Source organism: Arthrobacter sp. W4I7 (assembly GCF_030816215.1).
Classification (GTDB): Bacteria; Actinomycetota; Actinomycetes; order Actinomycetales; family Micrococcaceae; genus Arthrobacter; species Arthrobacter siccitolerans_A.
In genome coordinates, this window is record NZ_JAUSXU010000001.1 from 4,788,742 (window position 1) to 4,806,424 (window position 17,683).

16 protein-coding genes are annotated in these 17,683 nt (G+C 64.9%); 9 read left to right on the forward strand and 7 right to left on the reverse strand.

The genetic code is table 11. The annotated features are described in order from the left end of the window. Positions 1-59: 59 nt before the first annotated feature. Positions 60-1,502 carry an adenylosuccinate lyase gene (gene purB / locus QF047_RS21785; RefSeq protein ID WP_307281456.1) on the reverse strand — a complete coding sequence of 481 codons (1,443 nt, stop codon included), beginning with the start codon at positions 1,500-1,502 and terminating at the stop codon, positions 60-62. A gap of 161 nt (positions 1,503-1,663) precedes the next feature. Between purB and QF047_RS21790 the strand changes: the two genes are divergently transcribed. Both QF047_RS21790 and QF047_RS21795 read left to right on the forward strand, forming a co-directional pair. Further along, a complete protein-coding gene (locus QF047_RS21790) occupies positions 1,664-1,966 on the forward strand; it encodes a hypothetical protein (RefSeq protein WP_307281458.1) in 303 nt (100 codons plus the stop codon). Beyond that, on the forward strand, positions 1,966-3,300 hold the full coding sequence (locus QF047_RS21795; RefSeq protein WP_307281461.1) for a hypothetical protein: 1,335 nt from the start codon (positions 1,966-1,968) through the stop codon (positions 3,298-3,300). The genes QF047_RS21790 and QF047_RS21795 overlap by 1 nt, the downstream gene beginning before the upstream one ends. 53 nt (positions 3,301-3,353) lie before the next feature. Here the strand turns inward: QF047_RS21795 and QF047_RS21800 are convergent, their stop codons facing one another. Next, positions 3,354-3,776: a phage holin family protein gene (locus QF047_RS21800; RefSeq protein WP_306636716.1), complete on the reverse strand. Its 423-nt coding sequence runs from the start codon at positions 3,774-3,776 to the stop codon at positions 3,354-3,356. Positions 3,777-4,038: 262 nt separating this feature from the next. Here QF047_RS21800 and QF047_RS21805 point away from each other — a divergent pair, with 262 nt between their 5' ends. The 7 genes from QF047_RS21805 to QF047_RS21835 all read left to right on the forward strand — a co-directional run bounded on the left by QF047_RS21805 (position 4,039) and on the right by QF047_RS21835 (position 13,082). Beyond that, positions 4,039-5,409, forward strand: a complete 1,371-nt coding sequence (locus QF047_RS21805) for a polysaccharide lyase family 1 protein (RefSeq protein ID WP_307281465.1) — start codon at positions 4,039-4,041, stop codon at positions 5,407-5,409. After that, positions 5,409-7,304: a pectinesterase family protein gene (locus tag QF047_RS21810; RefSeq protein WP_307281468.1), complete on the forward strand. Its 1,896-nt coding sequence runs from the start codon at positions 5,409-5,411 to the stop codon at positions 7,302-7,304. Before QF047_RS21805 ends, QF047_RS21810 begins: the two co-directional genes overlap by 1 nt. A 129-nt stretch (positions 7,305-7,433) precedes the next feature. Next, positions 7,434-8,552, forward strand: coding sequence for a histidinol-phosphate transaminase (locus QF047_RS21815; protein WP_306636709.1), 1,119 nt, complete (start codon positions 7,434-7,436; stop codon positions 8,550-8,552). 149 nt (positions 8,553-8,701) lie between these two features. Beyond that, positions 8,702-9,973, forward strand: coding sequence for a pyruvate dehydrogenase (acetyl-transferring) E1 component subunit alpha (pdhA, locus tag QF047_RS21820; protein ID WP_307281471.1), 1,272 nt, complete (start codon positions 8,702-8,704; stop codon positions 9,971-9,973). Then, positions 9,973-10,953, forward strand: a complete 981-nt coding sequence (locus tag QF047_RS21825) for an alpha-ketoacid dehydrogenase subunit beta (protein WP_307281474.1) — start codon at positions 9,973-9,975, stop codon at positions 10,951-10,953. The genes pdhA and QF047_RS21825 overlap by 1 nt, the downstream gene beginning before the upstream one ends. Before the next feature lie 7 nt (positions 10,954-10,960). Next, positions 10,961-12,451 carry a dihydrolipoamide acetyltransferase family protein gene (locus QF047_RS21830; RefSeq protein WP_307281476.1) on the forward strand — a complete coding sequence of 497 codons (1,491 nt, stop codon included), beginning with the start codon at positions 10,961-10,963 and terminating at the stop codon, positions 12,449-12,451. Between the two features lie 13 nt (positions 12,452-12,464). Next, on the forward strand, positions 12,465-13,082 hold the full coding sequence (locus QF047_RS21835) for a phosphatase PAP2 family protein (RefSeq protein ID WP_307281477.1): 618 nt from the start codon (positions 12,465-12,467) through the stop codon (positions 13,080-13,082). Positions 13,083-13,124: 42 nt separating this feature from the next. Here the strand turns inward: QF047_RS21835 and QF047_RS21840 are convergent, their stop codons facing one another. From QF047_RS21840 to ligD, 5 genes are all read right to left on the reverse strand, one after another. Then, positions 13,125-13,460, reverse strand: coding sequence for a hypothetical protein (locus tag QF047_RS21840; RefSeq protein ID WP_306636700.1), 336 nt, complete (start codon positions 13,458-13,460; stop codon positions 13,125-13,127). Positions 13,461-13,617: 157 nt separating this feature from the next. Further along, entirely contained in the window at positions 13,618-14,046 is a 429-nt protein-coding gene (locus QF047_RS21845; protein WP_091419548.1) for a universal stress protein, read from the reverse strand. Between the two features lie 48 nt (positions 14,047-14,094). Beyond that, on the reverse strand, positions 14,095-15,387 hold the full coding sequence (locus QF047_RS21850; protein WP_307281483.1) for a PLP-dependent aminotransferase family protein: 1,293 nt from the start codon (positions 15,385-15,387) through the stop codon (positions 14,095-14,097). A gap of 101 nt (positions 15,388-15,488) precedes the next feature. Then, on the reverse strand, positions 15,489-16,298 hold the full coding sequence (locus tag QF047_RS21855) for a hypothetical protein (RefSeq protein WP_307281486.1): 810 nt from the start codon (positions 16,296-16,298) through the stop codon (positions 15,489-15,491). Between the two features lie 125 nt (positions 16,299-16,423). Beyond that, positions 16,424-17,668, reverse strand: coding sequence for a non-homologous end-joining DNA ligase (gene ligD, locus QF047_RS21860; protein WP_307281489.1), 1,245 nt, complete (start codon positions 17,666-17,668; stop codon positions 16,424-16,426). Positions 17,669-17,683 lie beyond the last annotated feature (15 nt).

Sequence of the window (17,683 nt, forward strand, 5' to 3'; positions counted from 1 at the left end):
CGCCGGGCCCTTCCGAGCCCGGCGGCGCCGTCGTACTTTTCCTGCCTGCTGCGGCCGGACTACTTGAGGTGGTCCACCAGCTGGTCCGCGATGCCCGTGTACTTGCCCGGTGTGAGCGCGAGCAGCCGCGCCTCGGCATCGGCCGAAAGGCCAAGGCTCTGTACGAACTCCTGCATGCGGGCAGCGTCAACGCGCTGGCCGCGGGTGAGGTCCTTGAGCCGCTCATAGGGGTTTTCCATGCCTTCGACGCCGGCAATCGCCTCGGCGCGCATCACCATTTGGATCGCTTCGCCCAGGACTTCCCAGTTGGTGTCGAGGTCCCCTGCCAGTACGTCCTCAGCCACGTCCAGGCGTTCCAGGCCCTTGGCAACGTTGGAAATGGCCAGCAGTGAGTGGCCAAAGGCCACGCCGATGTTGCGCTGGCTGGAGGAGTCCGTGAGGTCGCGCTGCCAGCGGGACGTGACGAGCGTTGCGCCCAGGGTGTCCAGCAGGCCGTTGGAAATCTCCAGGTTCGCCTCTGCGTTTTCGAACCGGATGGGGTTGACCTTGTGCGGCATGGTGGAGGAGCCGGTGGCGCCGGCCACGGGGATCTGTGCGAAGTAGCCGATGGAGATGTAGCTCCAGATGTCCGTGCAGACGTTGTGGAGGATGCGGTTGAAACGCGCGACATCCGCGTACAGTTCTGCCTGCCAGTCGTGGCTTTCGATCTGCGTGGTCAGCGGGTTCCAGGTGAGCCCCAAAGCTTCCACGAAGGACTTGGACACCTGCTGCCAGTCTGCGCCGGGAACGGACGCAACATGCGCTGCGTAGGTGCCGGTTGCGCCGTTGATCTTGCCGAGGTATTCCGTTCCGGCGATCCGGTCCACCTGCCGGGTCAGGCGGTGCGCTGTGACTGCCAGTTCCTTGCCGAGGGTGGTAGGGGTTGCGGGCTGGCCGTGGGTGCGGGACAGCATGGGGACGGCGCGGTTGTCCTCGGCCATTTTGCTGATCTGGGCCACGAGTGCACGCGCCGCGGGAAGCCACACATCCTCCACAGCGCCCTTGATGCCCAGCGCGTAGGAGAGGTTGTTGATGTCCTCGGAGGTGCAGCCGAAGTGCACCATGGCCGTCAGGTTTTCGATGCCGATCGCCGGAAGGCGGCGGCCGATGTAGTACTCCACAGCCTTCACGTCGTGGACCGTGACGGCCTCGATTTCGGCCAGCTCGGCAACGGAGGCGGCATCGAATTCGGTGACGACAGCGCGGAGCTGCTCCTGCTGCGGGGCCGTCAGCGGCCCGGCGCCGGGAAGGACGTTGTTGCTGGTCAGGTGGATGAGCCACTCCACTTCCACTGCCACGCGGTCGCGGTTAAGCGCCGCCTCGGACAAGTAGTCAACGAGGGGCGCGACGGCGGACTGGTAGCGGCCGTCCAGCGGACCAAGCGCGATTTTTTCCGGGGACGCGGCGAGGGCCAGGCGTCCTGAGGGCGTACGGGTATCAGCTGTGGCGGCGGTTTCAGGCATGTGCTGATTCTTTCATGAACTGCCGCGGCGGCTTTAGCAGGTTACTTGTCCACATAGCCGACGACGATGGTTGGGTCCGCGCGCTGGCCTCCGTAGCGTTCATCCCAGGCAGATCAGCGGGGCCGCGCCGGCAGAGGCCGGTTGAAGAAGGAGGTTGGGTGATGGACAGCCAACTGGCAGGGGCAGACCTGCAGCAGGAGATGCTTCGCGTCTCGCAGGTGAAGCAGCTGGCCGAACGGGTGGCCGTCTGCCTTGGCCGCGGTGAGGCGGTGTTGGACAGCTTCAGGGATATCCAGATGCTGCAGTGGGAGTCGCCGGCCGGGCGTGCTTACCGGGACGCGGTTTTGCTTCAGTCGGCAGCACTGCGCCGCGCCCTTGAGGCGTTGGGTGAGGCAAAGGCGGCCGTGGAGCGGCACAGCCAGGAGACCTTAACCGCCGGCTGCACCTATCCGGGACTGCGCTGATGCCCGATGTGACGCCTTCGGGCACTGGTTCCATCCAATTGTCCGGTCCTCCCGACGACGGATCCCTCGCAATCCGCGGAGGCGTGGGCGGCATCAGGTTCCAGCTGGAGGAGCTGACGGGCGGCGCCGAAAAGCTGGATGACCTGGCCGGCGAGCTTTCCGGAATGGAGGTTGAAATCCGCCGGCTCTGGGAGGACCTTGTTCCATTCCAGGACCTGCCCCGGTGGTCGGGCAGCCTGGCCATGAACGCGGTAGGTGAGTCAGAGCGGAGCATCCAAAGAGTACGGACCGAGCTGCAGCGCATCAGCGGCCAGGTGCGCGCTTGCAAGCAGGAGTACGAAACGGCGGAAGCCCTGGCGGGGACGCCCAGTACGGGCCTGCCACTCATCGGCAATGAGTTGGAAATGCAGGCAGATTTCTGGAGGAGTGGCTTCCTCAACAGAAGAGCCACCGAAAACCTGACAGCCATGGCGGTGCACGCCACTCCACTCGTCACGACGCTCGTGGAGGCCACCCTTCCCAAAATGAGGCCGCAGCCAATTGAAGTCCAGCGGCAAGAAAGCCTTCCCATCGATTTTGATCCTTCTCCCGCCGGTCTGCTGGAACGTATCCGGCTGATTGACGCGCGTGGCGCGGGTTTCATTGAGGTGATCGAGGTCGAGAACAACGGGCAGAAAGCCTATGTAGTGGTGATTCCCGGTACCCAACTGAATACCCCCGACGAGAACCCATTCGGTTTGAACGGAGTAGTTGAGGGCGTTGGCAACCATTCAGAGAATGTAAGCGCGGCGGCTCTGGAGGCACTAAGGGCGGCCGGGGCTCCAAAAGGCGCCACAGTGGTGGGAGTGGGTTACAGCCAAGGTGGAATCCACGCGATGAACCTGGCTGGGAACGAGGATTTCCTGAGCGGCTATGACCTCAAGTACGTACTGACAGCAGGATCACCCGTGGCGGGAATCAGACCGGGTCCCGACGTCAGCACACTCCATCTTGAGCATCGGACTGACTGGGTCCCTGGCACAGACGGCGCGCAAAACAGGGACGCCAGGAACCAGGTCACAGCAACCATGACCAATGATTTGTACGCCCAGACTGGGGAGCACGTGGGTATCGGCCCAGGCCATCAGCTCACCAGCTACCAGGACGGCGCCCGGCTGGTGTCGGCCAGCACTGATCCCTCGCTGGTGGCCTCCACTGCGGCACTCGGCGCGGCTTTGGGAGCGGGTGGAACGGCGACGGCCACACGGTTTTCCCTGTCCCGGGCTAAGGGTCCCGGCTCAGATCTCCAGGCGGTGGACAACCGCAGGCGGGAGCGCGGGTACGGCGGGCGGTAGCGGAGGGGGCGCTATTAACACTTCCGGCGGCCGCAGCGCTGGCGCCCCGTCCGCTACCGTCGGGTGCCGGTAATCCTGCCGGCCACGAGCGAGACCAAGGTGATGATGATCGCGGCAAAAACGGCAGTCCAAAAGAAGGAATCAATGGTGAAGTGCACGGGCGTGTAGCTGCTGATCCAGGATGTCAGGTAGAGCATCGCGGCGTTGATAACGACGGTGAACAGGCCCAGGGTCAGGATCGTCAGGGGCAGTGCGAGGAGGCTCACCAGAGGACGGACCAAAGCGTTCACCAGGCCGAAGATGACGCCAATGAACAGATAAGCGAGGACAATCCCGATGGTGTCCGTCCCTTGTGTCACGCCGGTGTTGGCCACTGCATCCGTTGTGGCGGAGCTGGAGATCTCCAGTCCCGGCAGTATCCAGCTCGCCACCCAGAGGGCGAGGCCATTGATCAGAACCCGGGCAATCAGTCGCATAGGCCCCATGGTTTCATACCGCCCTGAAGGTTTGGCTCAAAGTGGGGAAACGCGCACACCTGCCTGTCCCCCCGGTCCGGCTGGCCTTTGGGAGGGCGGGTGCCGAGTGGCTGTGACCGTCGGCAAAGAGGCATTGTCAAAAATCAACTTGGCCCTTGACAAGAAGAAAGCGCTTTCCGATAGTTAAGAAATCGCTTTCTCGCGCGCCTTCAATTTTCGTTGGCGCCGAAGCGTGGTTCATTCCAATGGAGGAAGAGAGATCATGCGCAACAAGATGCCCATGGCGCCAGTGACAGTTGTGGCCGCCCTCGCAATATCGCTGCTCGCGTCGCCTGCCCAATCATTCGCATCGCCGGCGCCTCAAGCAGATCCCGCAGCCCAGACCGCCCGCCAGCCGCTCGAACGCCAGGTGCTCGCTCAAGATGATGGCTGGGCTTCCCTGGAGGCCGGTACCACGGGCGGGTCAGCTGCCACGGACGAGCGGATCTACGACGTTGCCACCCGGGCAGAACTCCTGGCCGCACTTGCCTCCGGGACTCAACCAAAAATCATCCGGGTCCACGGCGACATTGCTGCCAACACCAGCACCGACGGCTCACCCATCAGCTGCGAGGACTATGCCGCCGGTACCGGGTTCTCGCTTTCCCAGTACCTTCACGACTTCGACCCGGTCCGGTATGGAACAACGAAGGCGCCGGCAGGCCCGCAGGAAAGCGCCCGCCGCCTCGCCGCGTCCAGGCAGGCCGCCACCATCCGCTGGGATATCCCCAGCAACACCACGGTTGTGGGAGCCGGGCCGGACAGCAGCATCACCGGCGCCGCCCTGAGGATCAACGGCGGTGAAAACGTCATCTTCCGGAACCTCACGGTGCGTGACGCCGCCGACTGTTTTCCTTCCTGGGACCCCACCGACGGCGCCACCGGCAACTGGAACAGCGAGTACGACCTCCTGCAGATCATCAACGGCTCAAAGCACGTCTGGGTGGACCACGCGCACTTCACTGACGCGCCCAACCTCGACAGCACGCAGCCCAGCTACTTCGGCCGGCCCTACCAGGTCCATGACGGAGCAGTGGATGTCACCAACGGCTCAGACCTCGTAACCATGTCCTACAACCGGTTCTCCGAACACGACAAACTCCTGCTCATCGGATCCACGGATTCCACCAACCGCGGAGACGCAGGCAAACTCCGCGTCACCATCCACCACAACGTCGTCGAGAATGTGGGCCAGCGGGCCCCGCGGGTCCGGTACGGCCAGGTGGACGTCTACAACAACCACTTCATCACGGGCCCAACATCCGCGATTCCCTACGGCTACACGCTGGGCGCGGGCGTAGAGTCCCACATCCGCGCGGAGGCGAATGCCTTCACGCTCCCCCCTGAAATTCCCGTCGGCTCTTTGATCGGCTATTTCAAGGGAAAGGTCATCACCACCAGCGGAAACGCGGTCAACGGCAAGACCGTCGATCTTCGGACCGCCTACAACGCTGCAGCCCCCGCTGACAGGCAACTGGGCACCGACGACACCTGGGCACCTGTTTTGCGGACCCATGTGAATGCTGCCCAGGCAGTGCCCGCCCTCCTGGCGGACGCCGTCGGACCCGTGTTCACGGCCGGAGAGGTGCACTGATGCGCCGCTTCCAACCCAGCCGCCGCTCCCTTCTGGCGGCCGCGGCGGCAGGAGCCGTTACCGCGGCCGCGGGGCTGGCAGGGCCGGGCGCGGGGGAATCCCTGGCCGCCGTCCGGACAGTCAGCCCAAGTTCTTCCCGCTCCAGGCCGGTGATTTTCGTCGTCGGCGATTCCACCTCCTCCGCGTACCAGCATTCGGAACGTCCGCGCGCCGGGTGGGGACAGGCCCTCCCGTTGCTGTTGGGGCCGCAGGCCGGCGTCTTCGACTACGCCTGGTCCGGGGCCTCGTCCAAGAGCTTTGCCGATGCCGGCCTCCTGGCGGAGGTGCTGGACCTGCTGCAGCCCGGCGATTACCTCCTCATTTCCTTCGGCCACAACGACGAAAAAGTGGAAGACCCGGCGAGGGGCACAGATTCTCAAACCACTTTCAAGGAGTACCTGCAAAAGTACCTCGACGGTGCCGCTGCAAAGGGGGCGCAGGCCGTCCTGGTCACGCCGGTGGAACGCCGCAGGTTTAGTCCCCTTGGCCGTGCCCAGGACTCCCATGGCGCATACCCGCAGGCCGTGCGGGAGCTTGCCGCCTCCACCGGCACGCCCTTGGTGGACCTCACCGCCTCGTCGAAGGCCCTCTGGCAGGAGCTGGGCGCCGAGGGAACCAAAACCCACTTCCTGCATACGGCACCCGGTCAATATCCGCAGTACCCCAACGGGGTCGCCGACAACACACACTTCCAGGCGGAGGGCGCCCTTGCCGTGGCAAAGCTCGTTGCCTCCGAACTGCAGGCAAAGCAGACGATCCCACCGGGATATTTCCAGCTCAACACCACCCTCGATCCCCTGGCAGGTATTTACTGGCCCGGCGAACGCCCGGTGGACAAGCCTTTGGTCCTTGACGTGGGTCAAGGCCTGGCCTTCCGGACTGTCCAGGCGGCTGTCGACTCCGTGCCCCCGGGAACCACCCGCCGGACCCTGATCCGGATCCAGCCAGGGATCTACCGCGAGGCCATCAGGGTCCCGGCGGACAAACCCAGAGTCTCTTTTATCGGGCTGGGGGAGAGCGCAGAAGACGTCGTGCTGGTCTACAACAACGCCTCCGGTACTCCCAAGCCGGATGGCAGCGGATCCTTCGGCACCGGCGGAAGCGCCAGCGTACGGATCGACGGCGCCGATTTCACTGCTTCCAACCTCACGTTCAGCAACGACTTTGACGAAGCGGCCAACCAGCACATAGCGAACCGCCAGGCGGTGGCACTCTTCCTGACAGGGGACCGCGCTGTCCTGCACAACGTCCGGTGCCTGGGCAACCAGGACACCCTCCTGGTTGACTCGCCCGCCCGCGGCGTACCCGCACGGTTCTTCTTCAGCGACTGTTACGTGGAAGGCGACGTGGACTTCATCTTTGGCCGCGGGACGGCCGTTTTTTCAAATTGCGGGATCCGGTCCCTGGACCGTGGTTCCGGAAGCAACAACGGCTACGTGTCCGCCGGGAGCCAGAACAGCAAGATCAAACACGGGTACCTCTTCACCGGTTGCCGGTTTACCTCCGAAGCTGCGGCGGGATCGGTCCACCTGGGCCGGCCCTGGCATCCCAGCGGCGACGTGGACGCCATTGCCCAGGTCCTGGTCCGGGATTCCTGGTTAGGTGCCCACATCTCCGACACACCCTGGACGGATATGAGCGGATTCTCCTGGCGGGAGGCACGCTTCCATGAGTTCAATAACCACGGCCCGGGAGCGCGCATAACTCCGGACAGGCCGCAACTGGAGCCGGAGCTGGCCGGGGACTTCACGCTGGAGGCCTATCTGCAGGGAACGGACGGCTGGGCGCCCCAACTGGCAGGCACCCGGGCGGACAGCACGTGGACAGGTGCGCAAACGTTGCGGCAGGCAAGCTAGGCCGCGCCAGCATAAGGAACGGGTGGCCGGAGGAGCCTGCAACCAGGGGAAACCCCGGCCACCCCACCCCCGGGAACCCATAGCCAATCCCGCCTTCCCTCCCGCATAGGGAGAAGTAGGCTGGTCTCCATGACGTCATCAAACACCCTTGCCGGGGGTATCCAGCCGCGTCCTGTGGTGGCAAGGCTGCCCCGCTATGCCGCCGGCAAACCTCCCGTGGCCGTGGACGGGCTGGCCAGCTACAAGCTGTCCTCGAACGAAAATCCGCTGCCTCCGATTCCCGCGGTTGTCGAGGCCATCGCGAACCAGACGGACTTCAACCGCTACCCGGACCCCTTGAGCAGCCGGCTGCGCACAGCGCTCGCCGGGTTCCTTGATGTTCCCGCGGAGGATATTGTCACCGGCGCCGGCAGCCTGGGGGCCTTGAACCAACTGTTGGCCGCGTTCGCGGGGCGGAATGAAGACGGTAAGCCGGACGAGGTGGTTTACGCCTGGCGCTCCTTTGAGGCATACCCCATCAGCGTGGGCCTCTCGGGTGCGGAAGGTGTTCCCGTCCCGCTGACGAACGAGGGCCGCCACGACCTGAAGGCAATGGCGGCGGCAGTTACCGCCCGAACCAAAGTCATCCTCCTCTGCACGCCGAATAATCCCACCGGCCCTGCCCTGGGTTCGGCTGAGACGGAGGCCTTCATCCGCTCAGTCCCGGCCGACGTGGTGGTGGTCATCGACGAGGCGTACCAGGAGTTCGTGCGCGAGGCCGGCGCGGTAGATGGGATCAGCCTCTACCGCAGGTACCCCAACGTGGTGGTGCTACGCACCTTCTCGAAGGCACATGGGCTGGCCGGGTTGCGCGTGGGCTACAGCGTCTCCAACCCGGAGCTGACCCAACACCTGCGGGTCGCGGCCACACCGTTCGCCGTGTCGCAAATTGCAGAAACGGCAGCAATTGTGTCCCTCCAAAATTACCCCCAAGTTGTAGAAAGGGTACAAAGGCTCGTGGATGAGCGGGACCGCGTCACGGCAGGGCTGCGCAGCCTGGGCTGGGCTGTGCCTGACGCCCAAGGCAATTTCGTCTGGCTCGACTTCGGAGCTGACAGCGCAGACTTTGCCGAACTGGCAGGTACGCAAGCACTGTCAGTCAGGGCATTCGATGGCGAAGGCGTGCGGGTGAGCATCGGCGAGGAAGAAGCGAACAGCCGGTTCCTGGCGTTATGTGCGAACTACACAAAGGCCCCGCGCGGTTCCTAGCACTTCACAAGTAGCTTCACGCGTACCTACTGAAGATAAAGTTAGGATCAGTAAGCCATCATATATGCCACAAAGGGAATCTATTCCTATGGAGGCATATATCCCAGCGACATTGCATTGCATCCGCATGCGGCAAGCAAGGAGACGGTATGGGCACACATCTGCCTTCCACCGAGTTCGACGGAACAGCTGTAGACGACCAGCGCGAGGCTGATGCCGAGGCGGTAATGGGCGAGCCCCCGGCGCAGATGGTCCAGCTCCTCGGCCCGGACGGGAAGCTCGGCTTTGATGCTGTCTACACCGAATATGCCGAGAAGCTGACTCCGGAGGTGCTCCGCGGGCTTTACGCGGACATGGCCGCCATCCGCCGGTTCGACGTGGAAGCCACTGCGCTGCAGCGCCAGGGCCAGCTTGCGCTCTGGGTTCCCCTGACGGGCCAGGAAGCGGCTCAGATCGGTTCGGGCCGGGCGAGCCAGCCGCAGGATTACATCTTCCCCACCTACCGCGAACATGGGGTCGCCCTGACCCGCAACGTGGACCTTGCCGAGCTTTTGCGCCAGTTCCGCGGGGTTTCCAATGGCGGCTGGAATCCCAAGGACACCAACTTCCACCTGTACACGCTGGTCCTGGCCGCCCAGACGCTCCACGCAGTGGGCTATGCGATGGGCATCCAGCGGGACCAGAAGCTGGCCGCGTCCAACGCTGCATCTTCCGGCACTTCCAGTCCGAAACCGGCTGCGGCGGTGATCGCCTACTTTGGCGACGGCGCGAGTTCCGAGGGTGACGTCCACGAGTCCATGGTCTTCGCCTCCTCCTACAACGCCCCCGTGGTGTTCTTCTGCCAGAACAACCACTGGGCCATCTCCGTCCCTACCGCCGTACAGACCCGGGTGCCGCTGTCCAACAGGGCCAAGGGCTACGGCTTCCCCGGCATCCGGGTGGACGGCAACGACGTCATCGCGGTCCACGCCGTTACGGAATGGGCACTGGAGCACGCACGGCAGGGCAACGGTCCCGTCCTGATTGAGGCGTTCACCTACCGGGTGGGCGCGCACACCACTGCGGACGATCCCACCAAATACCGGCAGGCGGCCGAAGAAGAGGCCTGGCGGGCCAAAGATCCCCTCGCCCGACTGGAGAAGTACCTGCGCTCCGAGGGTATGGCCGACGAGGCATTCTTCGCCAAGGTCAAAGCCGACGGGGATGAGCTCGCCGCCTACGTCCGCCGCACCACCCACGACCTTGAAACTCCGGACATCCGCACCGCCTTTGCCAACACTTACGCTGAAGCCCATCCCCTGGTGGCCGAAGAACTCGCATGGTTCGAGGAGTACTCGGCAGGTTTCGCAGGTGAGGAAGCGGCGGAAGAACCGGCCAGGCAGGCAGTAACAGCCCAGGCATCCCCAAAGGCAGGCCACTGATGACCACCATGACCATTGCCAAGGCCATCAATGAGGGCCTTCGCGCAGCCCTGACGGACAATCCCAAGTCCCTGCTGATGGGCGAAGATATCGGCGCGCTGGGCGGCGTCTACCGCGTGACCGACGGGCTGATCGGGGAGTTCGGCCCCGACCGCGTCGTGGACACGCCGCTGGCCGAGTCCGGCATCATCGGGACCGCGATCGGCCTCGCCCTGCGCGGGTATACCCCGGTGTGCGAGATCCAGTTCGACGGTTTCGTCTTCCCCGGCTTCAACCAGATCACCACCCAGCTTGCGAAAATCCGCTCGCGCAGCAACGGCAACCTCAGTGTGCCGGTAGTGGTCCGCATCCCCTACGGGGGCGGCATCGGCTCCATCGAGCACCACTCCGAGTCACCAGAGGCGCTCTTCGCCCATACGGCAGGGCTCCGGATCATCACCCCGTCCAACCCGCATGACGCTTACTGGATGATCCAGCAGGCAGTGCAGTGCCAGGACCCCGTGATCGTTTTTGAACCGAAGCGGCGCTACTGGCTCAAGGGCGAGGTTGACGTGGAGGCTCCGGGCACCGCCGCGGATCCCTTCAAAGCCCATGTCCTGCGCACCGGAACAGAGGCCACCATTGTGGCGTACGGGCCGCTGGTTCCGGTCGCCCTTGCAGCTGCAAACGCCGCGGAGGAGGACGGACACAGCCTGGAGGTCATCGACCTTCGCTCCATCTCGCCCATTGACTTCGATACCGTCACCGCCTCGGTCCAGAAGACTGGCAGGCTGATCGTGGCCCACGAGGCCCCCACCTTCGGCGGGATCGGCGGCGAAATAGCTGCCCGGATCAGTGAGCGCGCCTTCCATTCGCTGGAGGCACCGGTGATCCGCGTAGGCGGCTTCCACATGCCCTACCCCGTTGCCAAGGTGGAGGAAGACTACCTTCCGGACATCGACCGCATCCTCGAGGCGCTGGACCGCGCCCTCTCCTACTGAGGACACCATGACCCTGAACAAGTTCAACCTCCCGGACGTCGGCGAGGGCCTTACTGAGGCGGAAATCGTCTCTTGGAAGGTAAAAGCCGGCGACGCCGTCGCCATCAACGACGTTCTCTGTGAGATCGAGACAGCAAAGTCGATCGTGGAACTGCCCTCGCCGTTCGCCGGGACCGTCAGCGAACTGCTGGTTCCCGAGGGCGTCACCATCGACGTCGGCACCGCCATCATCAGCGTCAGCGATGAGGTTGCGGGCGATCCGACGCCGGCTGACACCCGTGCCCCCGAAAGACCCGTGCAGCCGCTCTACGGCAAGCTTTCGGAGTCCGACGGCGGCACAACAGATAGTGCGGCAGTTACAGACAGTTCCCTGGCCGGCGGCCCGCTGGTGGGCTCCGGGCCCAAGGCAGACGCCGTCAAGCGGCGGCCGCGCAGAACCGCGCCAGCCTTGGGTACCCTCACGGTCAACGCCCCGGAAGTGGAGCCCGTCCAGCCCCATACGCCGGCCGAAGTCTCCGCAGAAGCAAAGAGTGCCGCCGCAAGCCCAGCCAGCGAACCGGTGGACAACCGGCCCACGTTCGGCGGCGCCATCACCGGGCTCGTCAATAAGGTCCTGGCTAAACCGCCGGTCCGCAAGATCGCCCGCGACCTGGGTATCGACCTGGCAGACGTGGTGGCCACGGGCTCACGGGGCGAAGTAACCCGCGAGGACCTGGTCAGCTACCAGGCGCAGCGGGACGCTGAACTGGACAAGGCCGACGGATTTTGGGGCAAGGCCGGAAAGCCCCAGGACCAGCGCATCGAGCGGATCCCGGTCAAGGGAGTCCGCAAGGCAACGGCCAAGGCGATGGTGGACTCGGCCTTCGCGGCACCGCACGTCAGCATCTTTGTGGACGTTGACGCCAGCCGCACCATGGAATTCGTCAAGCGGCTCAAGGCGTCCAGGGACTTCGAAGGCATCCGCGTATCGCCCCTGCTCATCCTCGCCAAAGCCGTGATCTGGGCGGCCGCGCGCAACCCGAGCGTCAATGCCACCTGGGTGGACACCGCGGAAGGCGCCGCCGAAATCCACGTCAAGCACTACATGAACCTGGGTATCGCTGCGGCAACACCCCGCGGCCTGATGGTGCCGAACATCAAGAATGCCCAGGACCTGTCGCTGAAAGAGCTGGCACTGGCCTTGAACAACCTGGCCACTACCGCCCGGACCGGAAAGACCCAGCCTGCCGAGATGCAGGATGGAACGCTGACCGTCACCAACATTGGAGCGCTCGGCATCGATACCGGTACGCCGATCATCAACCCCGGCGAAGTGGCAATCGTGGCCTTCGGAACCATTAAGCAGAAGCCCTGGGTGCTGGACGGGGAAGTGATTCCGCGCTGGATCACCACCCTCGGCGGCTCGTTCGACCACCGGGTGGTGGACGGCGACCTGTCCGCCCGCTTCATGGCCGACGTCGCTGCCATCCTGGAGGAACCGGCACTGCTGCTGGACTAGGAAACTGACAACCATGGTCATCGATGCAGGTGCCATCCGCGCCAAAAACAGGGCTGCCAGATGGATCACCGAGGCGTTGCAGCCGCCCGTGGTGGTCACCGTGCAGCTGCTGATCAGCCCCCTCGCGCAGCCCGGTTTCCCCGGCACCATGGCGTACGCGGCGCTGGCGGCCTTGTTTGTCTGTGTGGTCCCGCTGATCCTGCTGCTGGTCCTGGTGCGGCGGGGAAAAGTCACGGATCATCACGTCAGTGACCGCAAGCAGCGGGCCCCCGTGCTGTTGATGGCGTTGGGATCGATCGTGGCGGGGCTGCTGGTACTGACGGCGGCAGGGGCGCCGCAAAACGTCGTGGCCATGGTGCTGGCAGTGGTGGGCGGAGTGGTGGTACTGGCGGGTGTCAGCCCGTTCTGGAAGATCAGCGGACATGCTGCCGCGATCGCCTCATCCACAGTGATCGCCGTCCTGATGCTCGGCCCGGCATGGCTTCCGTTGCTTCTGCTCGTCCCCGCTGTGGGCTGGTCCCGGGTGGTGCTGCGGGCCCATACGGTGGCACAGGTAGTTGCCGGTTCGCTGTTTGGCGGGATAGTGATGGCCGGGATCTGGTGGGTCCTGCAAGGCTGGATGGTCGCCTAGGCCGCACACGGACGCGCCCTTGTCCGGCAGCGGCTTTTTCCGTCAGTAGGACGAATACGCGGAGAGCGCTTCCAGCAGGGCCGGGTCTGCCGTTGTTCCCAGGGCAATCGCTGCCGTCACCATCAAGGCAGCCATTCCGGCGGCCACTGCCGTGCAGACCGTCATAATCTTCCAGTCCTCACGCATCACGCTGGCTACTGTCTCCGGAAGCTGCAGGTCGGGAGAGATAAGGTTCGGCGCGCTGTCCACGGTTCCGTCGTCCAGGAGTGCCACCACGGTGCCGTTGCCGCGGTCGACGCGCATGGAGCAGATGTGGTTTCCGTGGCGGGCCAGGAGGATGTCGTGGCCGACGAGCTGGCGGCGCTGGAGAGTGAGCAATGGAGCCCCTTGATAATCGTGGATGGTGGGTGTCCGCGCCGTTGGGGGCTTATCCAATTTTATCGTTGCGCCAGGGGCTTAACCGGGCGTATCAGGCGTGAGAACAGACACCCCCCGCAGCGACTTGTGCCACCAGGGGGAGTGTCCGCGGTAACTGCTAGTCGGCGTCGTAGGTGTTGGCGATGTAGACGTCGCAGGGTGCGTTGTGGGCCACGCTGTTGGCCACGCTGCCCAGCACACGGCCAATGCCCTGCATGCGCCGGTTTCCCACGACGATGATTCGGGCTTCCATCCGCAGGGCCTCCTTGATGAGGGCGTCCGCCGGGCGCCCGCGGGCCGCGGAATAGGTCACTTTGATGTCCCGGCCCAGGGATTCGGCTACGGTGCGGGCCACGTGCTCTGCGGCGTCGGCGTCGGAGACGATCCACTGGTCGCTGCCGCTGCCGAAGACTTCGGTGCGGTCGCTGTCGAAGGCCGAGACCACGTGAAGCGATGCGCCCAGTGCTGCAGCGAGGTCGCGGGCGGACTCCGCAGCCTTCTTTGCCGTCCCGCTGCCGTCGACCCCTACAACGATGATTCCGCTCATATACTGCTCCTTTGCTTGGTATGCGGCTTAAGTCCGGTGAGCCCTAGGCTACAGCCCGGCGATGGCTTCCCGCAGGACCGGCGCCAGGCGGCGCACGCCCTCGGTGATCGCTTCCGGAGGCACGGCACTGTAGGCGAGGCGCAGTTTGTTGGACGGCTCGTCCGACGGCGTGAAGGCGGCGCCGGGGATGAACACCACGCCGGCGTCGATCGCCTTGAGCAGCAGCGGGTAGGTGTCCACGCCGTCCGGAAGTGTCACCCAGACGAAGAAGCCGCCTTCCGGGGTGGTCCAGCTGGTGCCCGCGGGCATGTGGGCCTCAAGGGCTGCCAGCATGGCACGGCAGCGCTCGGCATACAGTCCGCGGTAGGTCTCGATCTGGCCCCTCCAGTCGTAGTCCCGCAGGTACGCGGAGACCAGCATCTGGTTGAGGGCAGGCGGGCACAACGTGACGGCTTCCGCCGCGAGGTAGTACCGGCGCTGCAGGTGTTCCGGCACCAAGGCCCACCCAATGCGCAGCCCGGGAGCGAAGATCTTGGAGAAGGACCCCATGTAAATGACGTCCCCCGGATTGTCCGCCCGGAGCGGTGCGAGCAGCTCACCCTCGAAGCGCAGGAGTCCGTAGGGATTGTCTTCAAGGATCAGTATATTCGCGTTGCGGCATATATCGACGATCTTCTGCCGCCGCTCTGGAGCGAGGGTGATGCCGGAGGGATTGTTGAAGTTGGGGATCGTGTACAGGAATTTGATGTTTTTGCCCGCCAGCTGCAGGGCCGCGATCTTCGCCTCGAGGAGATCCGGAACGAGGCCGTCCCCGTCCATCTCTACCGTTTCAACCTGGACCTGATAGGCCTCAAAGGCATTCAGCGCGCCTACATAAGTGGGGTTTTCCACCAGCACCACGTCACCCGGGTTGCAGAAGAGTTTTGTGGCGACGTCCTGCGCTGACTGGGACCCTGCGGTGATCACCACGTTTTCCGGCCGGGCGTCGAGGATGCCTTCGGCCGCCATCACTTCGCAGATCTGCGTGCGCAGCTCGAGGGTGCCCTGCCCGCTGCCGTACTGCAGTGCGGTCAGGCCGTCTTCGGCGATGATGGCAGCCGCAGTGGTGGCCAGCCGGTCCAGTGGAAGGGACTGCAGGTAGGGGCTTCCGCCGGCAAGTGAAACAAGTCCGGGCCGCAAGGAAATATCAAAAACGTCACGGACCGCGGACTGGCGGATGTTGGCTGCGCGCTCTGAGAACAGTTCCTCATGGCGGTGGGCGGACGTGGCCGCCCGCTCGATGGCATCAATGGCTTCGGCTGGCAGCGTCCGTGCTGCGGCGTCGAGTGTCTCGTGGCTCACACCCACAATATACAGCCGTGAGTTGCCAGTAAGGCAACATCCGTTTAGTCAAACATGCGTGGCTGCGGAAATACTGCGGCGGGGACCGGGCGCAGGGCCTGTCAGTCCAACCGCAAAACTTCCCCGAGGCCGCGCCCGTTGACATAGATTTCAGCGCGGACGGCACCCACGGCAGCCACCGCCGTTTGGGTCAACTGTGCTTCCACCCGGGGAATATCGCAAACTCCTCCCAGCCGGAGCGTTCCGGCCAGGTAGAGCGTGACCGTGGTGCCGTCGAAGCTGCCCGAAAGGAATTTCAGGTCGGAACCGGACAGTGCGTTGTACAGGTCAGATGCAGGCTTGGACAGCACTGCTTCGGTTGGTGCTTCCAGCAGCGCGCCCACCGCGGCAGGCAGTGGCTCCCCGCCGGGACTGGTTCGGGCTACCCCCACCAGGCTGTCGTTGCAGCCGAAGCGCACGCCTTTGCTGCCGCCGTCGTCCAGCAGCACGTAGTAGGCCGTCACGGCCCGCCTGGCAGCGGTACCGCCTGAGGGAACGTGGGCGGATGGGGCGGGATCTTCCGACGCCGGCACTTCCGCCGTGCCCGTGCCGGGAACGGAGGTGCCCCCCGGCGAGGTTCCGGTGGAGGTGGCAGGTGCCCCGCTTGCCTGCGTTTCCAGTGGCACGGGACTGGCCGCTGTCCGGGGCGGAGGCGGGTCCTGCGGCTGGGGAGCGGGGTCAGCAGGCAGCGCCGCCGCCGTGGGATGGGGATCGGGGGCGGCGGCCACCAGCGGGCCCGAGGAAGGCGGGGCAGTGGCTGAAGGGGACGGGCTGGAGCACGACGTGAGCCAGAGTGGAAACGCCAGGGCAGTCGCCGTCAGTACGGCGCGCACCACCGCCACCCGCCTTCCACCGTTGCGCCTGTCCGCCATGCCTGCACCGCAATCCCGTCCCGGTACGTTCCGTGGATTAACGTTACGGCCGGCGCATTTACCGGGGAATGTCCGGGAGGTACCGGTTGGGACAAGAGTTGGTCACGGCGGTGCCGTACGTCGTGTCAGGATCCCTGGCGGCCTGGCCACACCTTTCCCGCCCAGGGATCGTAGTCCGCGATGAGGTCCTCCTTCGGCGGCCGCTCCGCCTCCGGGATGTGTTGCAGGTTCACCCGGACGCGGTACCAGAGCGAGCTGGATCCACGCATTCCATCAACCAGGATGTCCGCCGGATGCAGAGCCGGAATGAGGTGGGCATGCCGTGACTTCCACTCGTCCAGGGCGGCCAGCGCCTCGGGTTTGGTTTTGGTCCGCGCAACCTCGATCAACGGCATCGCCGACTGCCGGCGCCCGGAGCCGTCGCCGCTCCGCGGTGCTTTTTCGGCAGGGCCGAGTTCAGCGGCCAGTGCCAGAAGCCCGTCCAGCGAGCCCGTTACATCGTCCATCCCCGCGTGCGGGTCGCCCACGTCCGCGTAACGTCCGGGCACCGTGCGCACCGTGAACTGCTCCGGCCGGGCAGAAGGCACCTCATCCCACGCCAGCGGCGTTGACACACGGGCATCGGGCAGGGGCCGGACTGAGTAGGCGGACGCAACCGTGCGGTCCTTTGCGTTCTGGTTGAAGTCAACGAAGACGCTCTCCCCGCGCTCCTCTTTCCACCACCGTGCGGTGGCGAGGCCAGGGGCGCGGTTCTCCACCTCGCGGGCGAGCGTTTCGGCCGCGAGCCGCACGTCACGGTACGACCATTGCGGTGCGATGCGGACCAGAATGTGCAGCCCACGGGACCCGCTCGTCTTAGGCCACCCCACCAGGCCCGCGTCGTCGAGCACTTCGCGCGCCACGAAGGCGGTGTCAACTATTTGGGACCAGTCGACTCCCGGCATGGGGTCCAGGTCCACCCGAAGTTCGTCCGGGTGCTCGAGGTCCTCTGCGCGGACGGGATGCGGGTTGAGGTCAAGACAGCCGAGGTTTATCACCCAAGCCAGGCCTGCGGCGTCGCGGATCACGGCTTCCTCGGCTGACGTTCCTGATGCGTAGTGCAGCGTTGCCGTCTCAATAAAGTCGGGGTGGTTCTCGGGTACGCGCTTCTGGAAGAACGGTTCGGCGTCTATACCCTTGGGGAAACGCTTGAGCACCATGGGCCGGCCGCCGGCGCCCCGCAGCGCTGCGTCCGCAACGGAGAGGTAATAGTTCACCAGGTCAAGCTTTGTCAGCCCGGGCCCGGGGAACACCACCTTGTCAGGGCTTGAGATGCGCACCTCGGCGCCGGCGATGTCGAGGATCTCGGCCGGGGTCTTCGAGGGGTTCATGGCGTCACGCTAGCA

What these genes read in the sequence shown, in the direction of transcription:
- purB (WP_307281456.1), bottom strand. Translation starts at nt 1,502, where the DNA reads ATGCCTGAAACCGCCGCCACAGCTGATACCCGTACGCCCTCAGGACGC.
- QF047_RS21790 (WP_307281458.1), top strand. Translation starts at nt 1,664, where the DNA reads ATGGACAGCCAACTGGCAGGGGCAGACCTGCAGCAGGAGATGCTTCGC.
- QF047_RS21795 (WP_307281461.1), top strand. Translation starts at nt 1,966, where the DNA reads ATGCCCGATGTGACGCCTTCGGGCACTGGTTCCATCCAATTGTCCGGT.
- QF047_RS21800 (WP_306636716.1), bottom strand. Translation starts at nt 3,776, where the DNA reads ATGCGACTGATTGCCCGGGTTCTGATCAATGGCCTCGCCCTCTGGGTG.
- QF047_RS21805 (WP_307281465.1), top strand. Translation starts at nt 4,039, where the DNA reads ATGCGCAACAAGATGCCCATGGCGCCAGTGACAGTTGTGGCCGCCCTC.
- QF047_RS21810 (WP_307281468.1), top strand. Translation starts at nt 5,409, where the DNA reads ATGCGCCGCTTCCAACCCAGCCGCCGCTCCCTTCTGGCGGCCGCGGCG.
- QF047_RS21815 (WP_306636709.1), top strand. Translation starts at nt 7,434, where the DNA reads ATGACGTCATCAAACACCCTTGCCGGGGGTATCCAGCCGCGTCCTGTG.
- pdhA (WP_307281471.1), top strand. Translation starts at nt 8,702, where the DNA reads ATGGGCACACATCTGCCTTCCACCGAGTTCGACGGAACAGCTGTAGAC.
- QF047_RS21825 (WP_307281474.1), top strand. Translation starts at nt 9,973, where the DNA reads ATGACCACCATGACCATTGCCAAGGCCATCAATGAGGGCCTTCGCGCA.
- QF047_RS21830 (WP_307281476.1), top strand. Translation starts at nt 10,961, where the DNA reads ATGACCCTGAACAAGTTCAACCTCCCGGACGTCGGCGAGGGCCTTACT.
- QF047_RS21835 (WP_307281477.1), top strand. Translation starts at nt 12,465, where the DNA reads ATGGTCATCGATGCAGGTGCCATCCGCGCCAAAAACAGGGCTGCCAGA.
- QF047_RS21845 (WP_091419548.1), bottom strand. Translation starts at nt 14,046, where the DNA reads ATGAGCGGAATCATCGTTGTAGGGGTCGACGGCAGCGGGACGGCAAAG.
- QF047_RS21855 (WP_307281486.1), bottom strand. Translation starts at nt 16,298, where the DNA reads ATGGCGGACAGGCGCAACGGTGGAAGGCGGGTGGCGGTGGTGCGCGCC.
- ligD (WP_307281489.1), bottom strand. Translation starts at nt 17,668, where the DNA reads ATGAACCCCTCGAAGACCCCGGCCGAGATCCTCGACATCGCCGGCGCC.